This window comes from Streptomyces apricus, from assembly GCF_008369065.1.
In the GTDB taxonomy this organism is placed as follows: Bacteria; Actinomycetota; Actinomycetes; order Streptomycetales; family Streptomycetaceae; genus Streptomyces; species Streptomyces apricus.
On record NZ_VDFC01000028.1, the window covers coordinates 69,378 to 86,723 of the forward strand.

The window sequence follows — 17,346 nt, forward strand, 5'->3', positions numbered from 1 at the left end:
GCCAGCCACCGCGGCGGCGCGGACGGTGCCGCTCGGCGCGATCGCGCACCTGCTGCCCGCGGGAGTGGACCTGTCCGACCCGGTGGCGGGCTTCGCCGCGGTCGCGCGGAGACTGACCGCCGGGCCGGACCGGGGGCGCCGGGTGCTGCTCGTCGACGACGTGCAGCTGCTGGACTCGGCCTCGGCGCTGCTGCTGCGCCAGCTGATGGACTCCGGTGTGATCCTGCTGCTGGCCACCGTCCGTACCGGCGAGCCCCAAGGGACGGCCGTCACGGCGCTGTGCGGCGGGGACGCGGTGCGCCGGGTCGAGCTGACCGTGCTGCGAGCGCCGCAGATCGAGGCACTGCTGCAGACCGTGCTCGACGGACCGGTCGCCCGGCGGACCCTGCACGAACTAATCGCCGCGAGCGGCGGCAACGTGCTCTACCTGCGCGAACTGGTGCTCGGCGCGCTGGCCGCCGGCGACCTGCGCGGCGACGGGGAGATCTGGCACCTGCGCGAGGGCAGGCTGCCGGGCACCGCCCGGCTGACCGAGGTGGTCGGCGCCCGGCTCGCCACCGCCGATGCCGCAGGACGCTCCGTCCTGGAGCTGCTGGCCCTGTGCGAGCCGCTGCCCCTGGCCGACGCCGACGCGCTCGCCGGGCCGCGGGTGCCGGCGGCGCTGGAACGGAGCGGGCTGGTCCGCGTCGTCCAGGACCGGCGGCGCGTCACCGTGCGCCTGGCCCATCCCCTCTACGGCGAGGTGCTGCGCGCCGGCCTGCCGGTCCTGCGCCGCCGGGACCTGCTGCTGGGCCAGGCGGCCCGCGTCGAGGCCCGCGGCGCCCGCCGCCGTGACGACCCGCTGCACATCGCCACCTGGCGGCTGGCCGCCACCGGCACCGCCGACCCCGCCCTCCTCACGCAGGCCGCCGTACTGGCCCGCCACGCCCATGACTACGCGCAGATCATCGCCCTTCTCGAAGCCCTGCCGGCCGAGGAGCGCACCACCGCCAGCGGCCTGATGCTCGGCAACGCCTTCTTCGAGACAGGCCGCTGGGACCGGGCCGAGGCGGCACTCGCGGAGGCCGCCGCCCGCGCCTGCGACGAACCGGAGAGACTGGCGGTCGCCCTGATCCGGACGGCGAGCCGCCTGTGGAGCAACGCCCCCGTCACCGAGGCGCTCACGCTCAACGCCGACGCCCTGCGAACCGTCACCAGTGCGGCCGGCCGCCGCGGACTCAGGATCAACGAGGGCTTCATCCGGACCGCCGCCGGCCGCCCGGACCAAGGGCTGGCCCTGCTGGCGGACCTGGAGACCGAGGTCGGCGAGGCCACCGGAGTCGACACATGGCTGCGCGGTGCCTGGATGAAGCCCTTCGCGCTGGCTCTGACGGGCCGCGCCGAGGATGCCTTGGCCTGGGCCGAACGCGCTCACGCCGGTCATCGGCGCGTCGACGAGCGCGCCCTGGTCTCCCACCCGGCCGTCCAGCACGTCCCGCTCGTCCTGGCACTCACCGAGATCGGCCGCCCCGCCGAGGCCCGCCGGACAGGGGAGCGCGCCTACGCCGAACTGGTCGCCGCCGACTCCCTGGTGCGGGTCTGGCTGGCGGTCTTCCTGGGCCGCACCGAGTGGCTGGCCGGTCATCCCGCCACCGCCCGCCGCTGGTGGGCCGAGGCAGCCGCGCTGGCCCGTACGTTCGACCACGCCATGGCGCTGCGTCCGGTACTCGGCGGCCTCGCCGCCTGCGCGGCCGTGCTGGGAGACCTGACCGCGGCCGAGGCGACGCTCGCCGAGCACCGGGCCCTGCCTCCGGTGCCGCCGGGGCTGCTCTCCGCCGGTGAGGAACGCCTCGGTGAGGCATGGCTGCTGGCCGCCCGCGGACAGGTGGGCGGGGCGCGGTCCGTGCTCACCGCAGCCGCCCGCACCGCCCGGACGACCGGCCATCTCACCGGTGAGGCGCTGCTGCTGACCGATGCCGCCCGGCTCGGCGGTGCCCGGAGGGCCGCGGAGCGGCTGGCCGCCCTCGCGCGGACGTGCGACGGGCCGCTGGCCGCTGCCCGGGCCCGGTTCGCGGCTGCACTGGCCGCGGACGATCCCGGCCGGCTCCTGCGGGCCGCCGACGACTGCCAGGCCGTCGGTGCCGATCTGCTCACCGCCGAGGCGGCCACCGCCGCCGCGACCGCCTGGCGCCGGGAGAGGCAACCCCGCCGGGCCACCGCGGCCACCCGGCGGGCCACCGCGGCCCTGGCCCGCTGCGAGGGCGCCCGCACTCCGCTGCTGATCACCGGTCGGGCCGTCGTCCCGCTCACCGCCCGCGAACGGGAGATCGCCCTGCTCGCCGCGGCCGGCACCGCCAGCAAGGACATCGCCCGCGTCCTGGCGCTGTCGGTGCGCACCGTCGACAACCACCTGCACCACGCCTACACCAAGCTCGGTGTCACCACCCGGCGGGAACTGGCCCGGACGCTGAGGGCACCCGCTGCGGATGTCCCGCCGGATCACCGGGATGAGTAACGACTGCTCATGTTCTTCCCGGCCGGTTCACGCACCCTCGGAGAGTCGGCGCGTCCGGTACCCCCACGGGGCGCGGAACGCGTCGGGTTCCCGCTCAGAACTTCTGTCCCGGTCGGAGGGTGCACAGTGACAGTCGCGACGATCAAGACGGGCAAGACGGGCAAGACAGCCAGGAAGACACTGCGGAAGGCCGGCTTCACGGGCGCCGCCGCGGCGTTCGCCCTGGGCCTGGTGGGGCTCACCGGTGCCGATGCCGCAGCCGCCTCTGCCAAGGTGCAGATCGTCTACACCTTGGCCATCAACTCCCACAGCGTCAAATGCCTGGACGTACCGGAGAACAGCAACAGCAACAACCAGGGCATCGAGCAGTTCGGCTGCAACGGCAACGGCAACCAGCTCTGGACGAGGGTGTCCCTGGGCAACGGCTTCTTCCAGCTGATGAACGAGAACAGCCACAAGTGCCTGGACGTGCGCGGGCACAGCACGAGCGACCGCGCGGTGGTCGTCCAGAACGGCTGCACCACCGACACCAGCCAGCAGTGGCTGTTGCGGCAGGTCGGTGTCGGGTTCCAGGTGGTGGCGCGCCACAGCGGCAAGTGCGCGACCGTCGCCGACTCCAGCCGCGCCGACAAGGCCGGGATCATCCAGTTCCCCTGCGGGGCGACGGGCACGCTGAGCGACAACTGGCAGTTCGGCTGACTTCCGCCGGGGCTCCTCCGACCCGTACGCCGGACAGGATGCGCCTGCCCGGCGTACGGGTCGAGGCACCGCCCAGCAGTGTCCCGGACCCCGCACCACCGGCCGCGGACGGCACCGCGAAGGTCGTCGCCGCGGCCGGGCGACCGGCCCGGCGAGTCCCCGGTGAGTCCGCCCGCGGCAGCACCGGATCCGATGACGACACGCCCCGGCACCACATGGCCGTACCTCGTGTCGTCTCCGCGTAATTCGTCCACGAGCACAGGCCAAAATCTCGGAAGTCCCGCCTCCTGGCCGAAGTGCGCCACAGCGAACCGCCTCGCGGCACGCAGCCTGGCGTGCGGGTGCGCGTCGGCTGGTGCCGCATCAGGCAACGTCTGCCCTGGTGACGGCTGCGCGTAGGCACTCCTCCAGAGCGCAGAGCGTGCCTGCCCGGTGCGCGCTAGGTCACCACTGTCAGCGGCAGCCGGACCGCCGGGGGCAGCGGCGGCCTGACCGGCTCGGTCTGCAGGCTCTGTACCAGCAGCGCGGCGAAGCGCCGGGAGGCGGCCACCGCGGCGGCCGGTGACGTGGTGCGGATGCCGCCGTTGGCCATGAGCACCATGATCAGGTCGTCCAGGACGAAGTCAGGGCGCAGTTTGCCCGCCTCTTTGGCCCGACGGGCGAGCTCGGCGACCTTGCGCAGTGCCCGCTCCCGGGCTGCGGCGAAGTCGATCGCGCGGGGGAAGGCCGAGACGAACGCGGCGGTGAAGCCCCGGTCCTGTGCGTGCAGTTCACACACTTTCGCGATCACCTGGCAGAAGCCGCGCCATGGGGCCGGATCGGCCAGCCCTTCGTCGACGATGGCGGTGCAGGTCGCCATCTGTTCCGTGAAGACCTCGGTGACCAGCGCCTCTTTGGTCGGAAAGTGCCGGTAGAGGGTCGCGGGGCCGACTTCGGCACGCCGCGCGATCTCGCGCATCGCCACGTCCAGCCCCTCCGCGGCGAACACGGTGCGCGTCACGGCGAGGATGCGCTCGCGGTTGTCCCGGGCATCGGCGCGCAGGGAGTGAGGCAAACGGTTCGTCACCCCTCTCACTTTAGCCAAACGGACGGGGTGCTCCGATAGCGTCCGGCGCCATGAGAGCACTGCGATTCTCCGAGTACGGTCCCGCAAGCGTCCTTGAGGTCGCCGACATGCCGGAACCGCACGCGGGACCAGGACGCATCCGGGTGGCCGTAAGGGCTTCCGGCGTCACTCCTGCCGACTGCTACCTCCGCTCAGGCCGGTTCCGCGACACGATGCCGCTGCGCCTGCCCCACGTCCTCGGCGTGGACGCTGCGGGTGTGGTCGACGAGGTCGGCCCAGGTGTCACCGGCGTACGACCGGGCGACGAGGTCTTCGGCATCGTCGATCTCGCCGAGCGCGGCGGTGCGAACGCCGAGTACGCCGTCCTGGCGGCCTGGGCACCGAAGCCGGACGCGCTGAGCTGGGAGCAGTCCGGTGCCGCCGCGAACATCGAAACCGCCACGCGCGCCCTCGACCGGCTGAAGGTCACCGCCGGCACGACCCTGCTGATCGAGGGCGCCGCGGGCGGGGTCGGCACGGTCGCCGTCCAGCTTGCAGCGGCCCGCGGCGCGCACGTCTTCGGTACGGCCGGCCCACGCAACCAGGCGTTCGTCGCGGGGCTGGGGGCGACACCGACCACCTACGGCCCCGGATTGGGCGAACGGATCACCGCCCTGGCACCGGACGGAGTCGACGTCGTCCTGGACTGCGCCGGATCCGGCTCACTGCCCGACCTGGTGGCCCTCGCGGGAAGCCCGGACCGGGTGACAACGGTCGCCGACCTGAACGCGGCGAAGTACGGGGTCCATCTGTCGCGCTCGATGGGCCCCGGCGCGGACCCGCAGGCCGTCGAAGGACTCGCCGCGGCCGCCGCCCTCGCCCAGCAGGGCCGCTTCACTGTGCCGGTAGCGGCCGCCTTCACCCTTGAGAACGCGGCTGCGGCACACCGGTTGAGCGAGACCGGCCACGCCCGGGGAAAAATCGTACTCACCCTCTAGTGCCGCCGGTGGCGTTAGTGACGTTAGGGCCGCTCGAAGCACCTTCGCACCGGGGCGATGTGACGCGCCGTTCGGACGCCGGTCCGGACGACGCGGTGCCGTCAGGCCGTGCGGGCACCGCAGTGCCGTCAGGCCGTACGGGCGCCGAACGCCGTACGCCTCCCCCGGGTCGAGGTCGGCGAACGGGCCCGCCGCAAACATGCTGTCACCGCGAGGGCCCGCGTCGGCGTACCGGCCGACGCCGAGGACCTGCGGGGTTCCGCCCCGGGTTCACTCCACCGAGTGAGACTCGGGCTGGCGGGCGAGGGAATGCATACCTGGTGCACAACAGCTCGTGAAAGGGGGGACATGGAGGACTCGCTCCTCGCGGCACGTGGGGAGAAGAGCGTGGCGTTGTCGACCGCGCAGTTGGACAGGCAACTGAACGGGATCCTGTTGTGCGGACCCTTTGCCGGCCGGGCTGCGCCGGAGGACGTCGCGCACTTCCTGGACGGCCTCGGTCCGGCCTGCGCAGACCTCGGGAGGCAGGAGCGCGAGCAGCTGCTGATCCGTATGTACCGGGCCGTCAGGGACAGCGACCACGCAGCCCTGGTGACCCACCCGGTCTTCCTCGGACTCGATCCGCTGGTCAGGATCGTCGCCGATCACGATGCGCGGGAGGGGGACGAGAGACGGGCGGAGCGGGCCCGGACCGCCGGGCTGCGCGGCTACCGTCGGCTGGCCGCCGAACTGGACATCGACGACTGCTCCGACGACGACTACTCCATCGACCTGCCGGGCCCGGAGCTGGAACTGGTACTCACGGCGGTCACGACGGCCGCCGTGGTTCCCTTCGTCCAGGCCCTCGCCACGTCGGCCGGCAACCGCGCCTACGAGACGATCCGCCGGAATCTGCGATTCCTGGCCCGTCGTGAGGACCCGGCCATCGCGTTCCATCCCGTCGTCACGGTGGTCAGAGACAGCTCGGGACTGCGATTCGTCGTCCCACCCGAGCTGACCGACGTATGCCTGGAGGCGCTCGCCCGGGCCGACCTGGAGCGCCTCGCGGCACCGGACCCGGACGGCGGCTCGGTCGTCATCTGGTGGAACGCGTCAGCCGGGGAATGGCAACGCGGCGTGCGGTGATCCGGCGTCGGGCAGCACCCCGGACAGGCTGGGCCGACACCCTTGATGCCCGGCGCACCATGGTGGTGGCACCTGCCGCCCAGGCCACCACCTCCGCCCAGCGCGCCCTGATCGCCCGGCTGTTGGGCCGGGTCGACATGACCGGCGACGAACTCGCCGAACTGCGCGCCACGATCGCCGCCGCCCAGCTCACCTCGGACGTATCGCGGAACGGGGCTTCGTGCTGCCCTCCGGGCCGTGATGATCTCGGCGTCGGACGTGGTGACCTTCTGGACGAGCAGATGAGCTGTCGTCGACGGCCGTCGACGAGAGCGGTCCGTCGAAATGCTTTGTCATGAGGGCGGATGTCGTCGATGATCACCTCATGACGACCGGAAAGGGCCATGCCGTCTAGGCGCCCTGCTCCGCTCTCCGCCGTTCGCGCACCACCGAAGTGCCGCTCCCCGCAGCACCCGATGGCCGTGACCGCCCACCCAGGAGAGCCCGCCCGTGCACAAGACAGCCCTCGTCCCCTATGCCCACCTCCCCCGGGCGCACCATGACCGCCACGTCGTGGCCAGTACCGTCGATGTCTTCGGTACCGCCCACTGGCTGCTCACCGAACGCGCGCCGCGGCCTGGCGGCGACGTCCCACCCTTCGACGCGCTGATGATTTCCGTCGGTCCGGACGGAACCGTGGAACGCACCGAACTGAGCGCCGTGCGGGCCCGATGGCCGCACCTGGACCGCCTGCCCGACGGCGGGTTCGTCGTCGCCGCGTCACGCGCCCGCCATCACGAGGACGCGGATCAGGTCCAGATCTTCGACGCACTCGGCCGCGAAACCTCGTCCTTCTCCGTCGGAGACGCCGTCGAGCACCTGCTCGTGGACGAGGGTGGCCACCTCTGGGTCGGGCACTTCGACGAGAACCCCGACGGAATCCACCGCTGGAGTGCCACAGGCGAGCACACCTGGACCTCGGACGATGCCGCCATCCCCGGTCTCTTCGACTGCTACGCCCTGAACGTGTCGGGCACCGTCGCCTGGGCGTGCCCGTACACGGACTTCCCGCTCGTCGAGATACGCCCCGACCGGCCCGAGCAGCCCGTGCGGGTGTGGGCGAACCGGATACGGGGCGCCCAGGCGGTGGCCGTCCACGGTGAGCGGGTCGCCTTCTACGGCGGCTACGACAAGGAGCGGGACCGGCTCGCCCACGGCGAACTCACCGAGACGTCCGTCGAGCCGGCGGACGTCGGCGTGCTCACCCTGCCCGACGGCCGTCTTCCCGGCCGCCGGAGGGTAGTCGGCCGGGGAAGCCGGATCTACGTCCAGGCCGAGCCGTACACCGCGTGGGATGTGTTCGACCTCAGCAACTGATCTGCGGCACGAAAAAGATCACGCCGGCCTTCGTCCCGGCAGCGGAGGGAGCGGCCGGCACGGCGTCCTGAAGACCCGGCCGGGACGGAGGGCGTCGGCCGGTTGAAGCGTCGGGGCGGGGAGGAGTGCTGTGTGCCGGGGCACCGCGAAAGCGGGACGGCTTCCGCCTTACGGCCGGCACCTTCGGTGGGTTTTTCGTCCTGCCGGGTCGGCCAGGTCCCGGTCGAGTGAGGCCGGGCACGACTCCGTGTCGGGGTACGTGGCAAGTCCGATCAGTACGTCGAGCCTCTGGCCCGCGACCTGCAGCTCATCGACCTGCGTCTTGATGCGGGTGCGCTCGTGCAGCAGGCGGTCCAGCAGCTCGGGACCCACCGAGCGGGCGTCGATGGCCGGCAGGAGCTCGGCGATCAGGCGGCTGCCGAGGCCGGCGGTATAGAGCTCCTGGATGAGCTTCACCCGGTCGACGGCCGTCTCGGGATAGAAGCGGTGGCCCCCGGACGTGCGCCGGGGACTGAGCAGCGACTGCTCCTCGTAGTAGCGCAGGGCCCGCGTGCTGACTCCGGCCTGATCGGCCAGTTCCCCGATACGCATGCGACTCCTCGTGTTCGCGCTGTTGCCGGACGCCGACTTGCACTTCACGTCGACGTCAAGTTCTAGCGTAGGCAACACGGCGCGGGTCGCACCGTGAGCCCGCCCGGGAAAGGGAATGACCATGGACATCGCAGGTTCCACCGCACTTGTGACCGGGGCCAATCGAGGGATCGGCCGGCGCTTCGTCGAAGAACTGCTGGCGCGCGGAGCCGAGAAGGTCTACGCGACCACCCGCCGCCCGGAGTCGATCGACATCCAGGACCCGCGCGTCACGCCGCTGTACCTGGACCTGCTGGACGGGAAATCGATCTCGGCGGCGGCCGCGGCGGCGCAGGATGTCACGCTGCTGGTCAACAACGCCGGCATCACCACCGGCGCACAGCTTCTGACCGACGACCTGGACATGATCCGGCAGGACCTGGAGACACMCCTCTTCGGCMCCCTGAAAGTCATCCGCGCCTTCGCCCCGCCGCTGGCCTCCAACGGCGGAGGCGCCATCGTCAACATCCTCTCCGTGCTGTCGTGGGTGGCCACCGCCGAAGGGTCGGGCTCGTACTCGGTGGCCAAGGCCGCGCAGTGGAACATGACCAACGGCGTACGCGTCGAGCTCGCCGGCCGGAAGACCCTCGTCCAGGGCGTACACCTGGCGGCCGCGGACACCGACATGATGGCGGGGCGCGAGGCGCCCAAGATCGACCCCGCGGATGTCGCACGTGCCGCCCTCGACGGCGTGGAGGCAGGAGCCATCGAAGTACTGGTCGACGACCCCAGCCGCTTCGTCAAGGCCGCTCTCGCTGGCGACCCCGCGCAGTTGTACGGCGCGCCCGCCGCGAGCTGAACCCCGGCCGACCGCTCTCTCGGCGACCGCGAACAGAAAACCCCAGGAGCTCCACTACGCACCGCCGGAGCGTCATCCCAGGAAGCTGAGATGTGCGGCTGATCCCCAAGAGCGGGCGTTCACGCAGAGGCGGATGGCCTCTTCTTCGGATTCCTCGGGGTCTTCGGGGTCTTCAGGGTCTTCAGGTCGGCTGTTGCCCATGCGCCGAGGGCGAATCCGTCACCGTTCCGTCGGACTTCCAGGGCGCCGGCGCCACCGAAGTGGGCGGGGACGAGCAGCTCCCGTTCATCAGCCGCCCGCCCGAGGACCCGACGGCGGCTGGCCACCGCTTGTTCCGGGGCCAGGCAGGCGTTGCTGTTGCAGCAGGGATCGAGGATCTGCACCGGGCTGTGCAGCAGGTCCCCAAGGAAGACCGCGCGGTCGCCCCCGGACGCGAGTCGCAGCACGGACGAGCCGGGAGTGTGGCCGGGCGCCGACTCCAGGGTGAGGTGTTCGTCGATGCGGTGGACGCCGTCCCACAGCACGGACTGCCCGGCCTGGTGGATGGGCGCGATGCTGTCTTCGTAGACCAGGCGGTCGACCGCCTGCGCGCCGTTCGCGTACGCGTTGTCCGGACCGTAATGGAAGTCGTCGGCGGCCGGAATGAGGTATTCGGCGTTGGGGAACGTCGGTACCCACTGCCCGTCCACGTCGACGGTGTTCCAGCCGACGTGATCGACGTGGAGGTGGGTGTTGACGACGACGTCCACATCCTGCGGTCGGACACCGGCCCGCGCCAGGAGGCCGGGGAGATCACTCCGGGACCGGTGGAACGGTCCCATGCCCGGCCGTTCGCGCCCGTCGCCCGCTCCGGTGTCGACCAGGACGGTCCGCCCGCCGCTGCGCAGCACCCAGCTCTGCAGCGCAAGGACCGCCAGGTCGCGGTCCGGTTCCCAGTGGTCCGGCGCCAGCCACTCCTCGTTGTCCTTCCACACATCGCCACCGGCGCCACCGGCGTCCGGAAACATGCCGGAGGTGGGCAGGAACGGCTCGTGCCACTCGACGACCCGGATGACCTCGACATCCCCCAGCACCATGCTCTGCACACGCTCGTTCTCGTCCATCACGTGATCGACCTTAAGAAGGCCGAGCGAGCCTCTCAATGCGCATCCAGCTCAATGAGATACGAATCCGCCTCATGCTTGAGGCGGTGGATACTCTGCGTGGATGGACGTGGTGAGTGACGCGATCTCCGCCGTGCACCTCGGGCACCCTTGGTTCCGCCGGATACGGACGAGCGGGAGCTGGCGCGCGCGGCTGGATCCGTACGACGGCGCGGGCTTCCACGTCGTCCTCAAGGGCCACTGCTGGCTGCAGACCGACGGCGGTGACCCGGTACCCCTCGGCGTGGGGGACGCGGTGCTGCTGCCTCATGGAACCGGCCATGTGATCGCCGACTCCCCCGTCGATGCGGCGGTCGCGGCCCGGAAGGCGGTGCCGTTCGAGCAATGGCTTGCGCAGACGGAGCCGCCGGCCCGGCCCGGCGGCGACGGGACGGAGCTGCTCTGCGGCAAGTACTGGCTCGACTGCAGCCGTATGCACCCGCTGATGGCGGAACTCCCCGAGGTCGTCCACCTTCCCGGCCGAGTGGGCAGCCACCTCGAACTCCGCGCCGCGATCGACCTGCTCGCCGGTGAGCTGGACGAGGTGCGGCCCGGTTCCTGGGTGGCGCTCCCGAACCTGCTCGACCTCCTCCTCGTCTACATGATCCGGTCATGGATGAGCGAGACCACCAGTGGAGCCTGGCCCGGCGTACTGGGCGACCCGGTGACGGCCGCCGCCCTGCGGGCGATGCACGCGAACCCGGCCGCGCGGTGGAGCAACGACCGCCTGGCCGCGGAGGCGGGCGTCTCCCGTGCCACCCTGGCGCGCCGGTTCACCGCCCTGGTCGGCCGCCCTCCGACGGCGTACCTCACCTGGTGGCGCGTGATCCTTGCCGCCACCCTGCTCCGCGACACCGAAGAAACACTGGCCGCCATCGCCGGCCGGGTCGGCTACGGCAGCCCGTACGCCCTCTCCCACGCCTTCGAGAGGGAGTTCGGCACCACACCCGGGCGGTACCGGGCGCAGGCCACGGGTCGGTCCGCCTCCACCCGCAAGCCCTCAACCGGCTTCAGAACAAGCTGACATCGGAGCCCCGGTCGGGCAGCGACTCGCTCTGACGGACGGCCGGAGGCGCCCGCGGTCTCGGCGGGCGTCCCCGGCCTCTCCGGGAGGTGTGCCGGTGCTCAGTCCTGGATCTCGACCCAGTAGGGGTCGCGGTCGTACAGGATGCGGTCGCTGAAGAGGTACCACGTCAACAGGCCACCGGCGGACCGGTTCTGGCTGCGGTCCACGGCGCGCACCGAGAAGGCCCAGTCGACGCTGGCCGCTCCTTCGTTGGTGACGGAGAAGGGGTACTCGTCGCAGTCGAGCGTGCTCGTGTCGTAGGGCGGCAGCCCCCAGTCGCCCTCGTACGGCGGCCGGCGGTTGCAGGCGTTGTCCTTCATGTTCTCGTTGAGCTTGTCGATGGTGCCCTCGTGGGGGACGCGGGTCAGGCCCCGGCCGTCGCGCGTGCCGGTGTACTTGCCGGGGATGTCCTTGGTCTCGTCCAGTTCGACGGGGTAGGTGCGGGTGGGGTTGTCCTGCGCGAAGCGGATGTGCCGGGCGACGGCTTCGACGCGGGTGTCGCTGATCTTGTAGATGAGGTGCGGGACGACGTTGTAGTTGACGCAGGCCCTCGGGTAGTCGACGCCGAAGCTGGAGAAGTAGTTCGCCGAGTCGCAGCGGATCTGCCAGCTGTCGGTGCGTCCTTCGGGGCCTTGGTACTCGTCGTCCTCGCCGCCGCCGAAGCGGAAGAACCAGTCGTGGAAGAGGACCTTGTCCACGGCGGTGCCGGCTTCCTCGTGGGAGTAGATGTCCCAGTGGAGCCACTCGTCGTGGTAGTCCCAGTCGTCCCAGGTGTGCTCGACGCCGCTGCCGGTGCCCTGGCAGTAGTCGTAGCCGTCGGCGCAGTCGGAGAGGATGTACATGTGCAGGTCGGGCGCCGTGAACCAGCGGTCCCACGGGTCCCAGTCGTCGTAGGAGACCGAGCCCTCCTCGACGCGCAGATAGGTGCGGATGCCGCGCTGGGTACCGCTGCCGACGGCGACGGCCTGGGCGATGAAGGAGTTGGTGCCCTCGTACTCCATCTCGCCGTTGCTCTCGACCTCCCAGTAGCGCAGCCCGACCCGCATCCGGTGGCACCACACCCATCGGTTGAACGTGAGCCCGCCGCGCTGGTTGACCGCGTCACGGCCGAGGCAGGTCTGGGCGTCCTGCGGCGGGGTGTCACCCCAGGAGGTCGGCGGTGCGGCCGTGATGCTCACCCCGTCGGCCTGGAGGGAGACCTTGGAGGTGTCTCCGTATTCGGGAGCACTGGCTTCTCGGGTCGCGGTTTCGGCCAGTTTGGCGTTCGCCTGCGCCTCGGTGAGGGGCTTGCCCTTGGCCGTCGTCTCGGCCGCGGCCGTCCAGTCGGACCGGTCGAGCGTTCCCGCCGCCTTGAGCCTGTCGTACCGGGCCTCGCTCATGAAGACGGGTTCGACGACGTAACGCGATGTCGGGGACGGACGTTCAGCGCCGGTCGCGCCGGGTGCGGCCAGGAGGGCCGACAAGAGCACTGCGGCCAGGGTCGAGCCCGCGAGTCTGATCCGGGTTCTGGCTCTTTTCATGGGTACGTTCAACTCCATTCCCTTGGTGGAGTGTTGGCACGCGGCCGACACTGCCAATTGACCATGTACGCGTCAACTGATTCGGCAGGTCGAGCTGCGGGGGTCCGGAGATGCCGTGGTGACGAGCGCTGCGCGACACGCCGACGCGGCGTGGACCCGGATCGAGACCTGGCTCGCCCGCCGCGCGCCCGGGGTCCATGCGGCCCTGTGCCCGCCTGCGCGCGACCGCACCCTCAAGCTCGTGGCAGAGGCCACCGGCGCCGCGCCGCCCACCGACCTCGCCGCCTGGTGGAAGAGGCGCCACGGACTGCGCCGGTCACCCTCGCCGGGCAGCCTCTTCCCGGACCGCTGCGATCCCCTCCCCCTGGAGGACGCCCTCCGGCACCGGGCGCTCTTCCTGGACACGGCCCGCCGCACCTGCCCTCCGGAACTCCGGCCGCAGCTGGCGGCGTTCCAGGAACGCTGCGCCCGCCAGCCGGCAGGCACGCTCCACCCCGACGAAGCTCTTCCCCTGTGGCTGCCCGCCTGGATTCCCGTCGCCCACGACGCGGCGGGATCCGGCCTGTTCGCCGACCTGCGCGCGGGGCCGCGCCGCGGCTGCCTGGTCCGCTACACGAACCACGGCCAGGCGCCCGAAGCCGCCTGGCCGGATCTCACCACACTGCTGACGTACGTGGCCGACACCCTCGAATCGCTCGACGATTCCGATCGAGAGACGGGCGGCACGATGACGATCGGCCGTTGGACAGTGCCCGGACCGGAACCGGGACCGGAACCTCTTGAATGACTGCCGCGCAGTTAGCTCACCCACCGGAGTCACTGTGGTGTGAAAGCCTCCGGGTATGAGCTACGACCTGGCCGTGCGAACCGGGCCGCCCGGGCCGTCGGTGAGCCAGGATCCGTCCCCCAGAGGCACCAGCCCGTACGGGCTGCTCACCTCGACGGTGAATTCGCCGCCGAGCGTGCCTGTGCGTACGTCGACCAGGTGGTGGCGGAACCATTCCTCCTCGTCCTGGTTCTCACCGCCCAGGGTGACGACGGCCGTGTCGTCGGTCAGGTAGCCGCCGCTCCATTCCACGAAGCACTCTTCCGGGTCGTACCCGAAGGCCTCGACGGGGAGGGCGAAAAGTAGGTCCCCGTCGGGGTGGGCGTGAAAGGCGACGTCCGCCTGGTCGTGGTCGACGGTCATGAACTGCTGCCCGGACGGCGCCAGGTCGATCAGGCAGCGGTCCGACCACGGGTACGTCACGAACTCGGGCTCACCGTCCGCCCCGGCCCTACCCCGGACGATGACGGAGCCGTCCTGGCCCTCACCGATGCCGAGGTAGACGCTGCCGTCCGCGGGGTGCACATAGTGGCCGGCGCCGTGCCCGACCGTCCCCAGCTCATGGCGGGCGAGGATCACACCGTTCTCGGCGTCGTGCACGACCCACTGGTCTCCCCTCCCGCGTCTCGCCATCGCGTCCGGCCGGTAGACCCACACGGTTCGGCCGTCCAGGGACAGCGCACAGCCAGGCCGGTGGCCACGGCGTACGTCGGAGTGCGGCTCGAAGTCCGAAGCCCACACAAGGTCGCCGGCACGCGTGAGGCAGATGACACCGTTCAGCGTCGTGTACACGACCTGCTCCAGATCGTGCCGGACCACCGACTCCACGACCTCGTCGCCGGCGCGCGGCCGGAACACCGCGGCGGGCTCCAGGCTCCCGAAAGCGCCGGAGTCCACGACGTAGGCATGGATCCGACCGTCGCGGTGGCGCGTGACGACCTTCGGTGGTGGCGCAGGAATCATCCGCTGAGGCTAACCCGCAGATCAGGCGCGCAGTGCACAAGAACCTTGCGGCACACCTCACAGCCCTCAGCAAGTCGTACGAGATTCCTCGGTGTCGACGTACAACCCTTCGGCCTCGCTGTCGGTCTCTTGTTCGCCGATCTCACAGGCCCTTGCCTCCGCGAGCGACTCACAAGGAACCCCGACACCCATGCGTATCCGCACAACGGCCACGTTCGCCACCTTCCTGGTGGCGGGCCTGACCCCCCTCACCCTGCCCGCCGGACCGGCGGACGCCGCGCCCGCCAAGTACGGCGACGACTTCAACGGCGACGGCTACCGCGACTACGCGTACTCAAGCTTCAGCGCCCGCGGGGGCGGCGGTGTCAGCGTGGTCTTCGGGACCGCCACCGGGCCCGGTTCCACGCAGCAGCGCATCACCCAGGCGAGCCCCGGCGTGCCCGGCGCCGACGAGGCCGACGACATGTTCGGCGAGGTACGGGCCGCCGCGGACTTCGACGGCGACGGATACGGCGACCTCGCGGTGGCGGCGACCGGCGAGAACGGCTCCGAGGGCGCCGACCAGGGCGGCGTGACCGTCCTGTGGGGTTCCGCCTCCGGTCTGTCCAAGGGCACCACGCTGCCGAACAAGAACCCGGAACGCTACAACTACATGGGCCATGACCTGGCGACCGGGGACTTCAACGGGGACGGCAAGCAGGACCTGGCCGTCATCAACGGAGCCATGACCTACGTCTACCGCGGCCCGTTCAAGCGCTCCGGCACCACCGGCGCCGTGACCAAGCTGGACAAGACGACGTCCTTCTACGCCTCGGCCCTGATCTCCGGCAAGGTCAACGGCGACAAGTCGACCGACCTTGCGATCATCGGTGACGTGGTCAGCTCCACCTCCGTCGCCTCCGATGCCTGGTTCATCAAGGGGGGCACCGGCTCCCTCACCCCGGGCGCGAGCCTGCGCCTGGAATCCGAGTCCGGCAACGGCGGCAGCGCCGAGCGCGGCGGTGACGGTGTCATCGCCGACTTCGACAAGGACGGCTACGGCGACATCGCCGTCGGCACCTCCCTGTACTCGAAGCACAAGGGCCGTGTCAGCGTCTGGTACGGCGCCTCCGGCGGCCCGTCCCGGAACGCCCGCTTCACCCAGTCGACCAGTGGGGTCGCCGGATCCCCGGAGAACTACGACGAGTTCGGCTCGTCCGTCTCGGCGGGCGACGTCAACGGCGACGGCTACGCGGATCTCGCCATCGGCGTGCGGGGCGAGGCGATCGACGGCCGCGAGTACGCGGGCGGCGTGCACGTCCTCAAGGGCCGGGCCGGCGGCTTGTCCGGTGCCGGTTCGCAGTGGTTCGCCCGCAACACCCCCGGTGTGCCCGGCCCGTTGACGGCCGACGATGAGTTCGGTGGCCTGGTACGGCTGCGCGACATCGACGGCGACAAGAGGGCCGACCTGTATGTGAGGGGCCTCGACTCGGTGCGGCTGCCCGGCTCGACCGGCGGCATCACCACGACGGGCGCGACCGAATACGACGCGGCGCCCATCGACGGTTTCCTGGAGTAACTCCCTAACTCCCTAACTCCCCTGCATGCTGCGTCAGCGTGTCGGTCAGTCCGGCGTCGAACACCGGGCTGACCGACATGCTGGTGATCGGCCTGCTGGCGCACGCCCCGGCGCTCGCCGCGCTGCTCAACTCCTACAAGCGCTTCGGCCCCGACACCCTGGCCCCGTGGCTGATCGGCTGGGGCCTGGACAACCGCAGTGCCATGGTCCGCGTCCTGCCCGAGCGCGGCACGGGCACCCGGCTCGAACTGCGGCTCGGTGACGCCTCCACCAACCCGTACCTGCTGGTCGCCGCCGCGAGCGCGGCCGCCCTGCTGGGCGTCATGGACGCCGAGGAGCCACCCGCCCCGCTGCGGGGCTACGGCTACGACAGCGCCAGGGCCTCGCTGCTGCCCGCGAGCCTGCCCGCCGCGCTCGACGCCCTGGAGGCGGACAGCGCCCTCACCGCGCTGCTCGGCAAGGAGTTCGTCTCCGCGTACCTCACCTACAAGCGCGACGAGACCGGCCGCTTCCAGCGGCACGTCACCGACTGGGAGTTCGCCGAGTACGCCGATCACCTGTGAGCCCGCCCCGGTCAAGCCACTGCCCCTCGACGACGTCGACCTCAGCGACCTCGACCGCTTCACCGACGGCCTGCAGCCCTGGCGCATGTTCCACGCCCTGCGGCACTGGACCCGGTCCACTGGCAGCCCGAGGTCGCGCCCGACTCCGGCTTCTGGGCGGTGACCCGGCACCGGGACGTCGTCGCCGTCGACCGGGACGCGGCCGCCCGTCCGGCATTAACGTTCGGGGGTGCGGTGGACGCCCGTCGGGGACGGTCGGCATCCGGCCCCGCCGACGCGGGAGACGAGAAGACACCGGGGACGAGAAAACACCCGAGACAAGAACACATCAGAGACAAGAAGACATCGGGGACAAGAAGACGTCAGTGAGCGAACCACCCCAGGACGCCGTGCAGCACGCGTTCATCGCCCTCGCACCGCCCGACGACGCGAAGGACGAGCTGGCACACGCGCTCGGCCCGGCCTACGCCGCCCACCCCGGCCTGCGCTGGAACCGCATCGAGGACTGGCACATCACCCTGGCCTTCCTGGGCGAGCTGCCGGTGCGGACCGTCCAGCGGCT

The 17,346-nt window shown here is 71.2% G+C and carries 17 protein-coding genes and 2 pseudogenes; 13 read left to right on the forward strand and 6 right to left on the reverse strand.

Annotated elements, in window-relative coordinates; all coding sequences use genetic code 11:
- A partial coding sequence (locus FGF04_RS40945) for a hypothetical protein (protein ID WP_235882263.1) occupies positions 1-391 on the reverse strand: 391 nt, incomplete at its 3' end.
- Positions 392-418: 27 nt separating this feature from the next.
- Between FGF04_RS40945 and FGF04_RS09850 the strand changes: the two genes are divergently transcribed.
- Positions 419-2,494, forward strand: a complete 2,076-nt coding sequence (locus tag FGF04_RS09850) for a helix-turn-helix domain-containing protein (protein ID WP_235882264.1) — start codon at positions 419-421, stop codon at positions 2,492-2,494.
- A 126-nt stretch (positions 2,495-2,620) separates the two neighbouring features.
- The gene (locus FGF04_RS09855) at positions 2,621-3,193 is read left to right on the forward strand and encodes an RICIN domain-containing protein (RefSeq protein WP_188114024.1); all 573 of its coding nucleotides are present in this window, start codon (positions 2,621-2,623) and stop codon (positions 3,191-3,193) included.
- A gap of 439 nt (positions 3,194-3,632) precedes the next feature.
- Here the strand turns inward: FGF04_RS09855 and FGF04_RS09865 are convergent, their stop codons facing one another.
- Positions 3,633-4,259: a TetR/AcrR family transcriptional regulator gene (locus tag FGF04_RS09865; protein ID WP_149510885.1), complete on the reverse strand. Its 627-nt coding sequence runs from the start codon at positions 4,257-4,259 to the stop codon at positions 3,633-3,635.
- 50 nt (positions 4,260-4,309) lie between these two features.
- On the opposite strand from FGF04_RS09865, the gene FGF04_RS09870 reads away from it, so the two are divergent.
- From FGF04_RS09870 to FGF04_RS09885, 4 genes are all read left to right on the forward strand, one after another.
- On the forward strand, positions 4,310-5,236 hold the full coding sequence (locus FGF04_RS09870) for an NADP-dependent oxidoreductase (RefSeq protein ID WP_149510886.1): 927 nt from the start codon (positions 4,310-4,312) through the stop codon (positions 5,234-5,236).
- Positions 5,237-5,584: 348 nt separating this feature from the next.
- Positions 5,585-6,361 carry a hypothetical protein gene (locus tag FGF04_RS09875; protein ID WP_149510887.1) on the forward strand — a complete coding sequence of 259 codons (777 nt, stop codon included), beginning with the start codon at positions 5,585-5,587 and terminating at the stop codon, positions 6,359-6,361.
- A 59-nt stretch (positions 6,362-6,420) separates the two neighbouring features.
- On the forward strand, positions 6,421-6,699 hold the full coding sequence (locus tag FGF04_RS09880) for a hypothetical protein (RefSeq protein ID WP_149510888.1): 279 nt from the start codon (positions 6,421-6,423) through the stop codon (positions 6,697-6,699).
- A 151-nt stretch (positions 6,700-6,850) separates the two neighbouring features.
- On the forward strand, positions 6,851-7,717 hold the full coding sequence (locus tag FGF04_RS09885; protein WP_149510889.1) for a hypothetical protein: 867 nt from the start codon (positions 6,851-6,853) through the stop codon (positions 7,715-7,717).
- A 168-nt stretch (positions 7,718-7,885) separates the two neighbouring features.
- Here the strand turns inward: FGF04_RS09885 and FGF04_RS09890 are convergent, their stop codons facing one another.
- Positions 7,886-8,308: a MerR family transcriptional regulator gene (locus tag FGF04_RS09890; RefSeq protein ID WP_149510890.1), complete on the reverse strand. Its 423-nt coding sequence runs from the start codon at positions 8,306-8,308 to the stop codon at positions 7,886-7,888.
- A 121-nt stretch (positions 8,309-8,429) separates the two neighbouring features.
- Between FGF04_RS09890 and FGF04_RS09895 the strand changes: the two genes are divergently transcribed.
- Positions 8,430-9,146 (forward strand): SDR family oxidoreductase, encoded by a 717-nt coding sequence (locus FGF04_RS09895; RefSeq protein WP_149510891.1) that lies wholly within the window; start codon positions 8,430-8,432, stop codon positions 9,144-9,146.
- Positions 9,147-9,265: 119 nt separating this feature from the next.
- Here the strand turns inward: FGF04_RS09895 and FGF04_RS09900 are convergent, their stop codons facing one another.
- Entirely contained in the window at positions 9,266-10,249 is a 984-nt protein-coding gene (locus FGF04_RS09900) for an MBL fold metallo-hydrolase (protein WP_223146367.1), read from the reverse strand.
- 103 nt (positions 10,250-10,352) lie between these two features.
- On the opposite strand from FGF04_RS09900, the gene FGF04_RS09905 reads away from it, so the two are divergent.
- Positions 10,353-11,312: an AraC family transcriptional regulator gene (locus tag FGF04_RS09905; protein ID WP_149510893.1), complete on the forward strand. Its 960-nt coding sequence runs from the start codon at positions 10,353-10,355 to the stop codon at positions 11,310-11,312.
- A gap of 101 nt (positions 11,313-11,413) precedes the next feature.
- Here the strand turns inward: FGF04_RS09905 and FGF04_RS09910 are convergent, their stop codons facing one another.
- Positions 11,414-12,733, reverse strand: a complete 1,320-nt coding sequence (locus FGF04_RS09910; protein WP_149510894.1) for a NucA/NucB deoxyribonuclease domain-containing protein — start codon at positions 12,731-12,733, stop codon at positions 11,414-11,416.
- Positions 12,734-12,989: 256 nt separating this feature from the next.
- Here FGF04_RS09910 and FGF04_RS09915 point away from each other — a divergent pair, with 256 nt between their 5' ends.
- The gene (locus FGF04_RS09915) at positions 12,990-13,661 is read left to right on the forward strand and encodes an SMI1/KNR4 family protein (protein ID WP_149510895.1); all 672 of its coding nucleotides are present in this window, start codon (positions 12,990-12,992) and stop codon (positions 13,659-13,661) included.
- A gap of 60 nt (positions 13,662-13,721) precedes the next feature.
- On the opposite strand, the gene FGF04_RS09920 is transcribed toward FGF04_RS09915, so the two are convergent.
- Positions 13,722-14,663, reverse strand: coding sequence for a hypothetical protein (locus FGF04_RS09920; RefSeq protein ID WP_149510896.1), 942 nt, complete (start codon positions 14,661-14,663; stop codon positions 13,722-13,724).
- A 190-nt stretch (positions 14,664-14,853) separates the two neighbouring features.
- Between FGF04_RS09920 and FGF04_RS09925 the strand changes: the two genes are divergently transcribed.
- The 4 genes and pseudogenes from FGF04_RS09925 to FGF04_RS09940 all read left to right on the forward strand — a co-directional run.
- Positions 14,854-16,221, forward strand: a complete 1,368-nt coding sequence (locus FGF04_RS09925) for an FG-GAP and VCBS repeat-containing protein (protein WP_149510897.1) — start codon at positions 14,854-14,856, stop codon at positions 16,219-16,221.
- An 83-nt stretch (positions 16,222-16,304) separates the two neighbouring features.
- Positions 16,305-16,784, forward strand: a pseudogene (locus FGF04_RS09930) (glutamine synthetase family protein); the annotation flags it as partial.
- Positions 16,774-16,985 (forward strand): annotated as a pseudogene (locus tag FGF04_RS40950) (cytochrome P450); the annotation flags it as partial. The pseudogenes FGF04_RS09930 and FGF04_RS40950, both read left to right, overlap by 11 nt.
- 164 nt (positions 16,986-17,149) lie before the next feature.
- Positions 17,150-17,346: 2'-5' RNA ligase family protein (locus tag FGF04_RS09940; protein ID WP_328596283.1), on the forward strand; the 197-nt coding region annotated here is incomplete at its 3' end.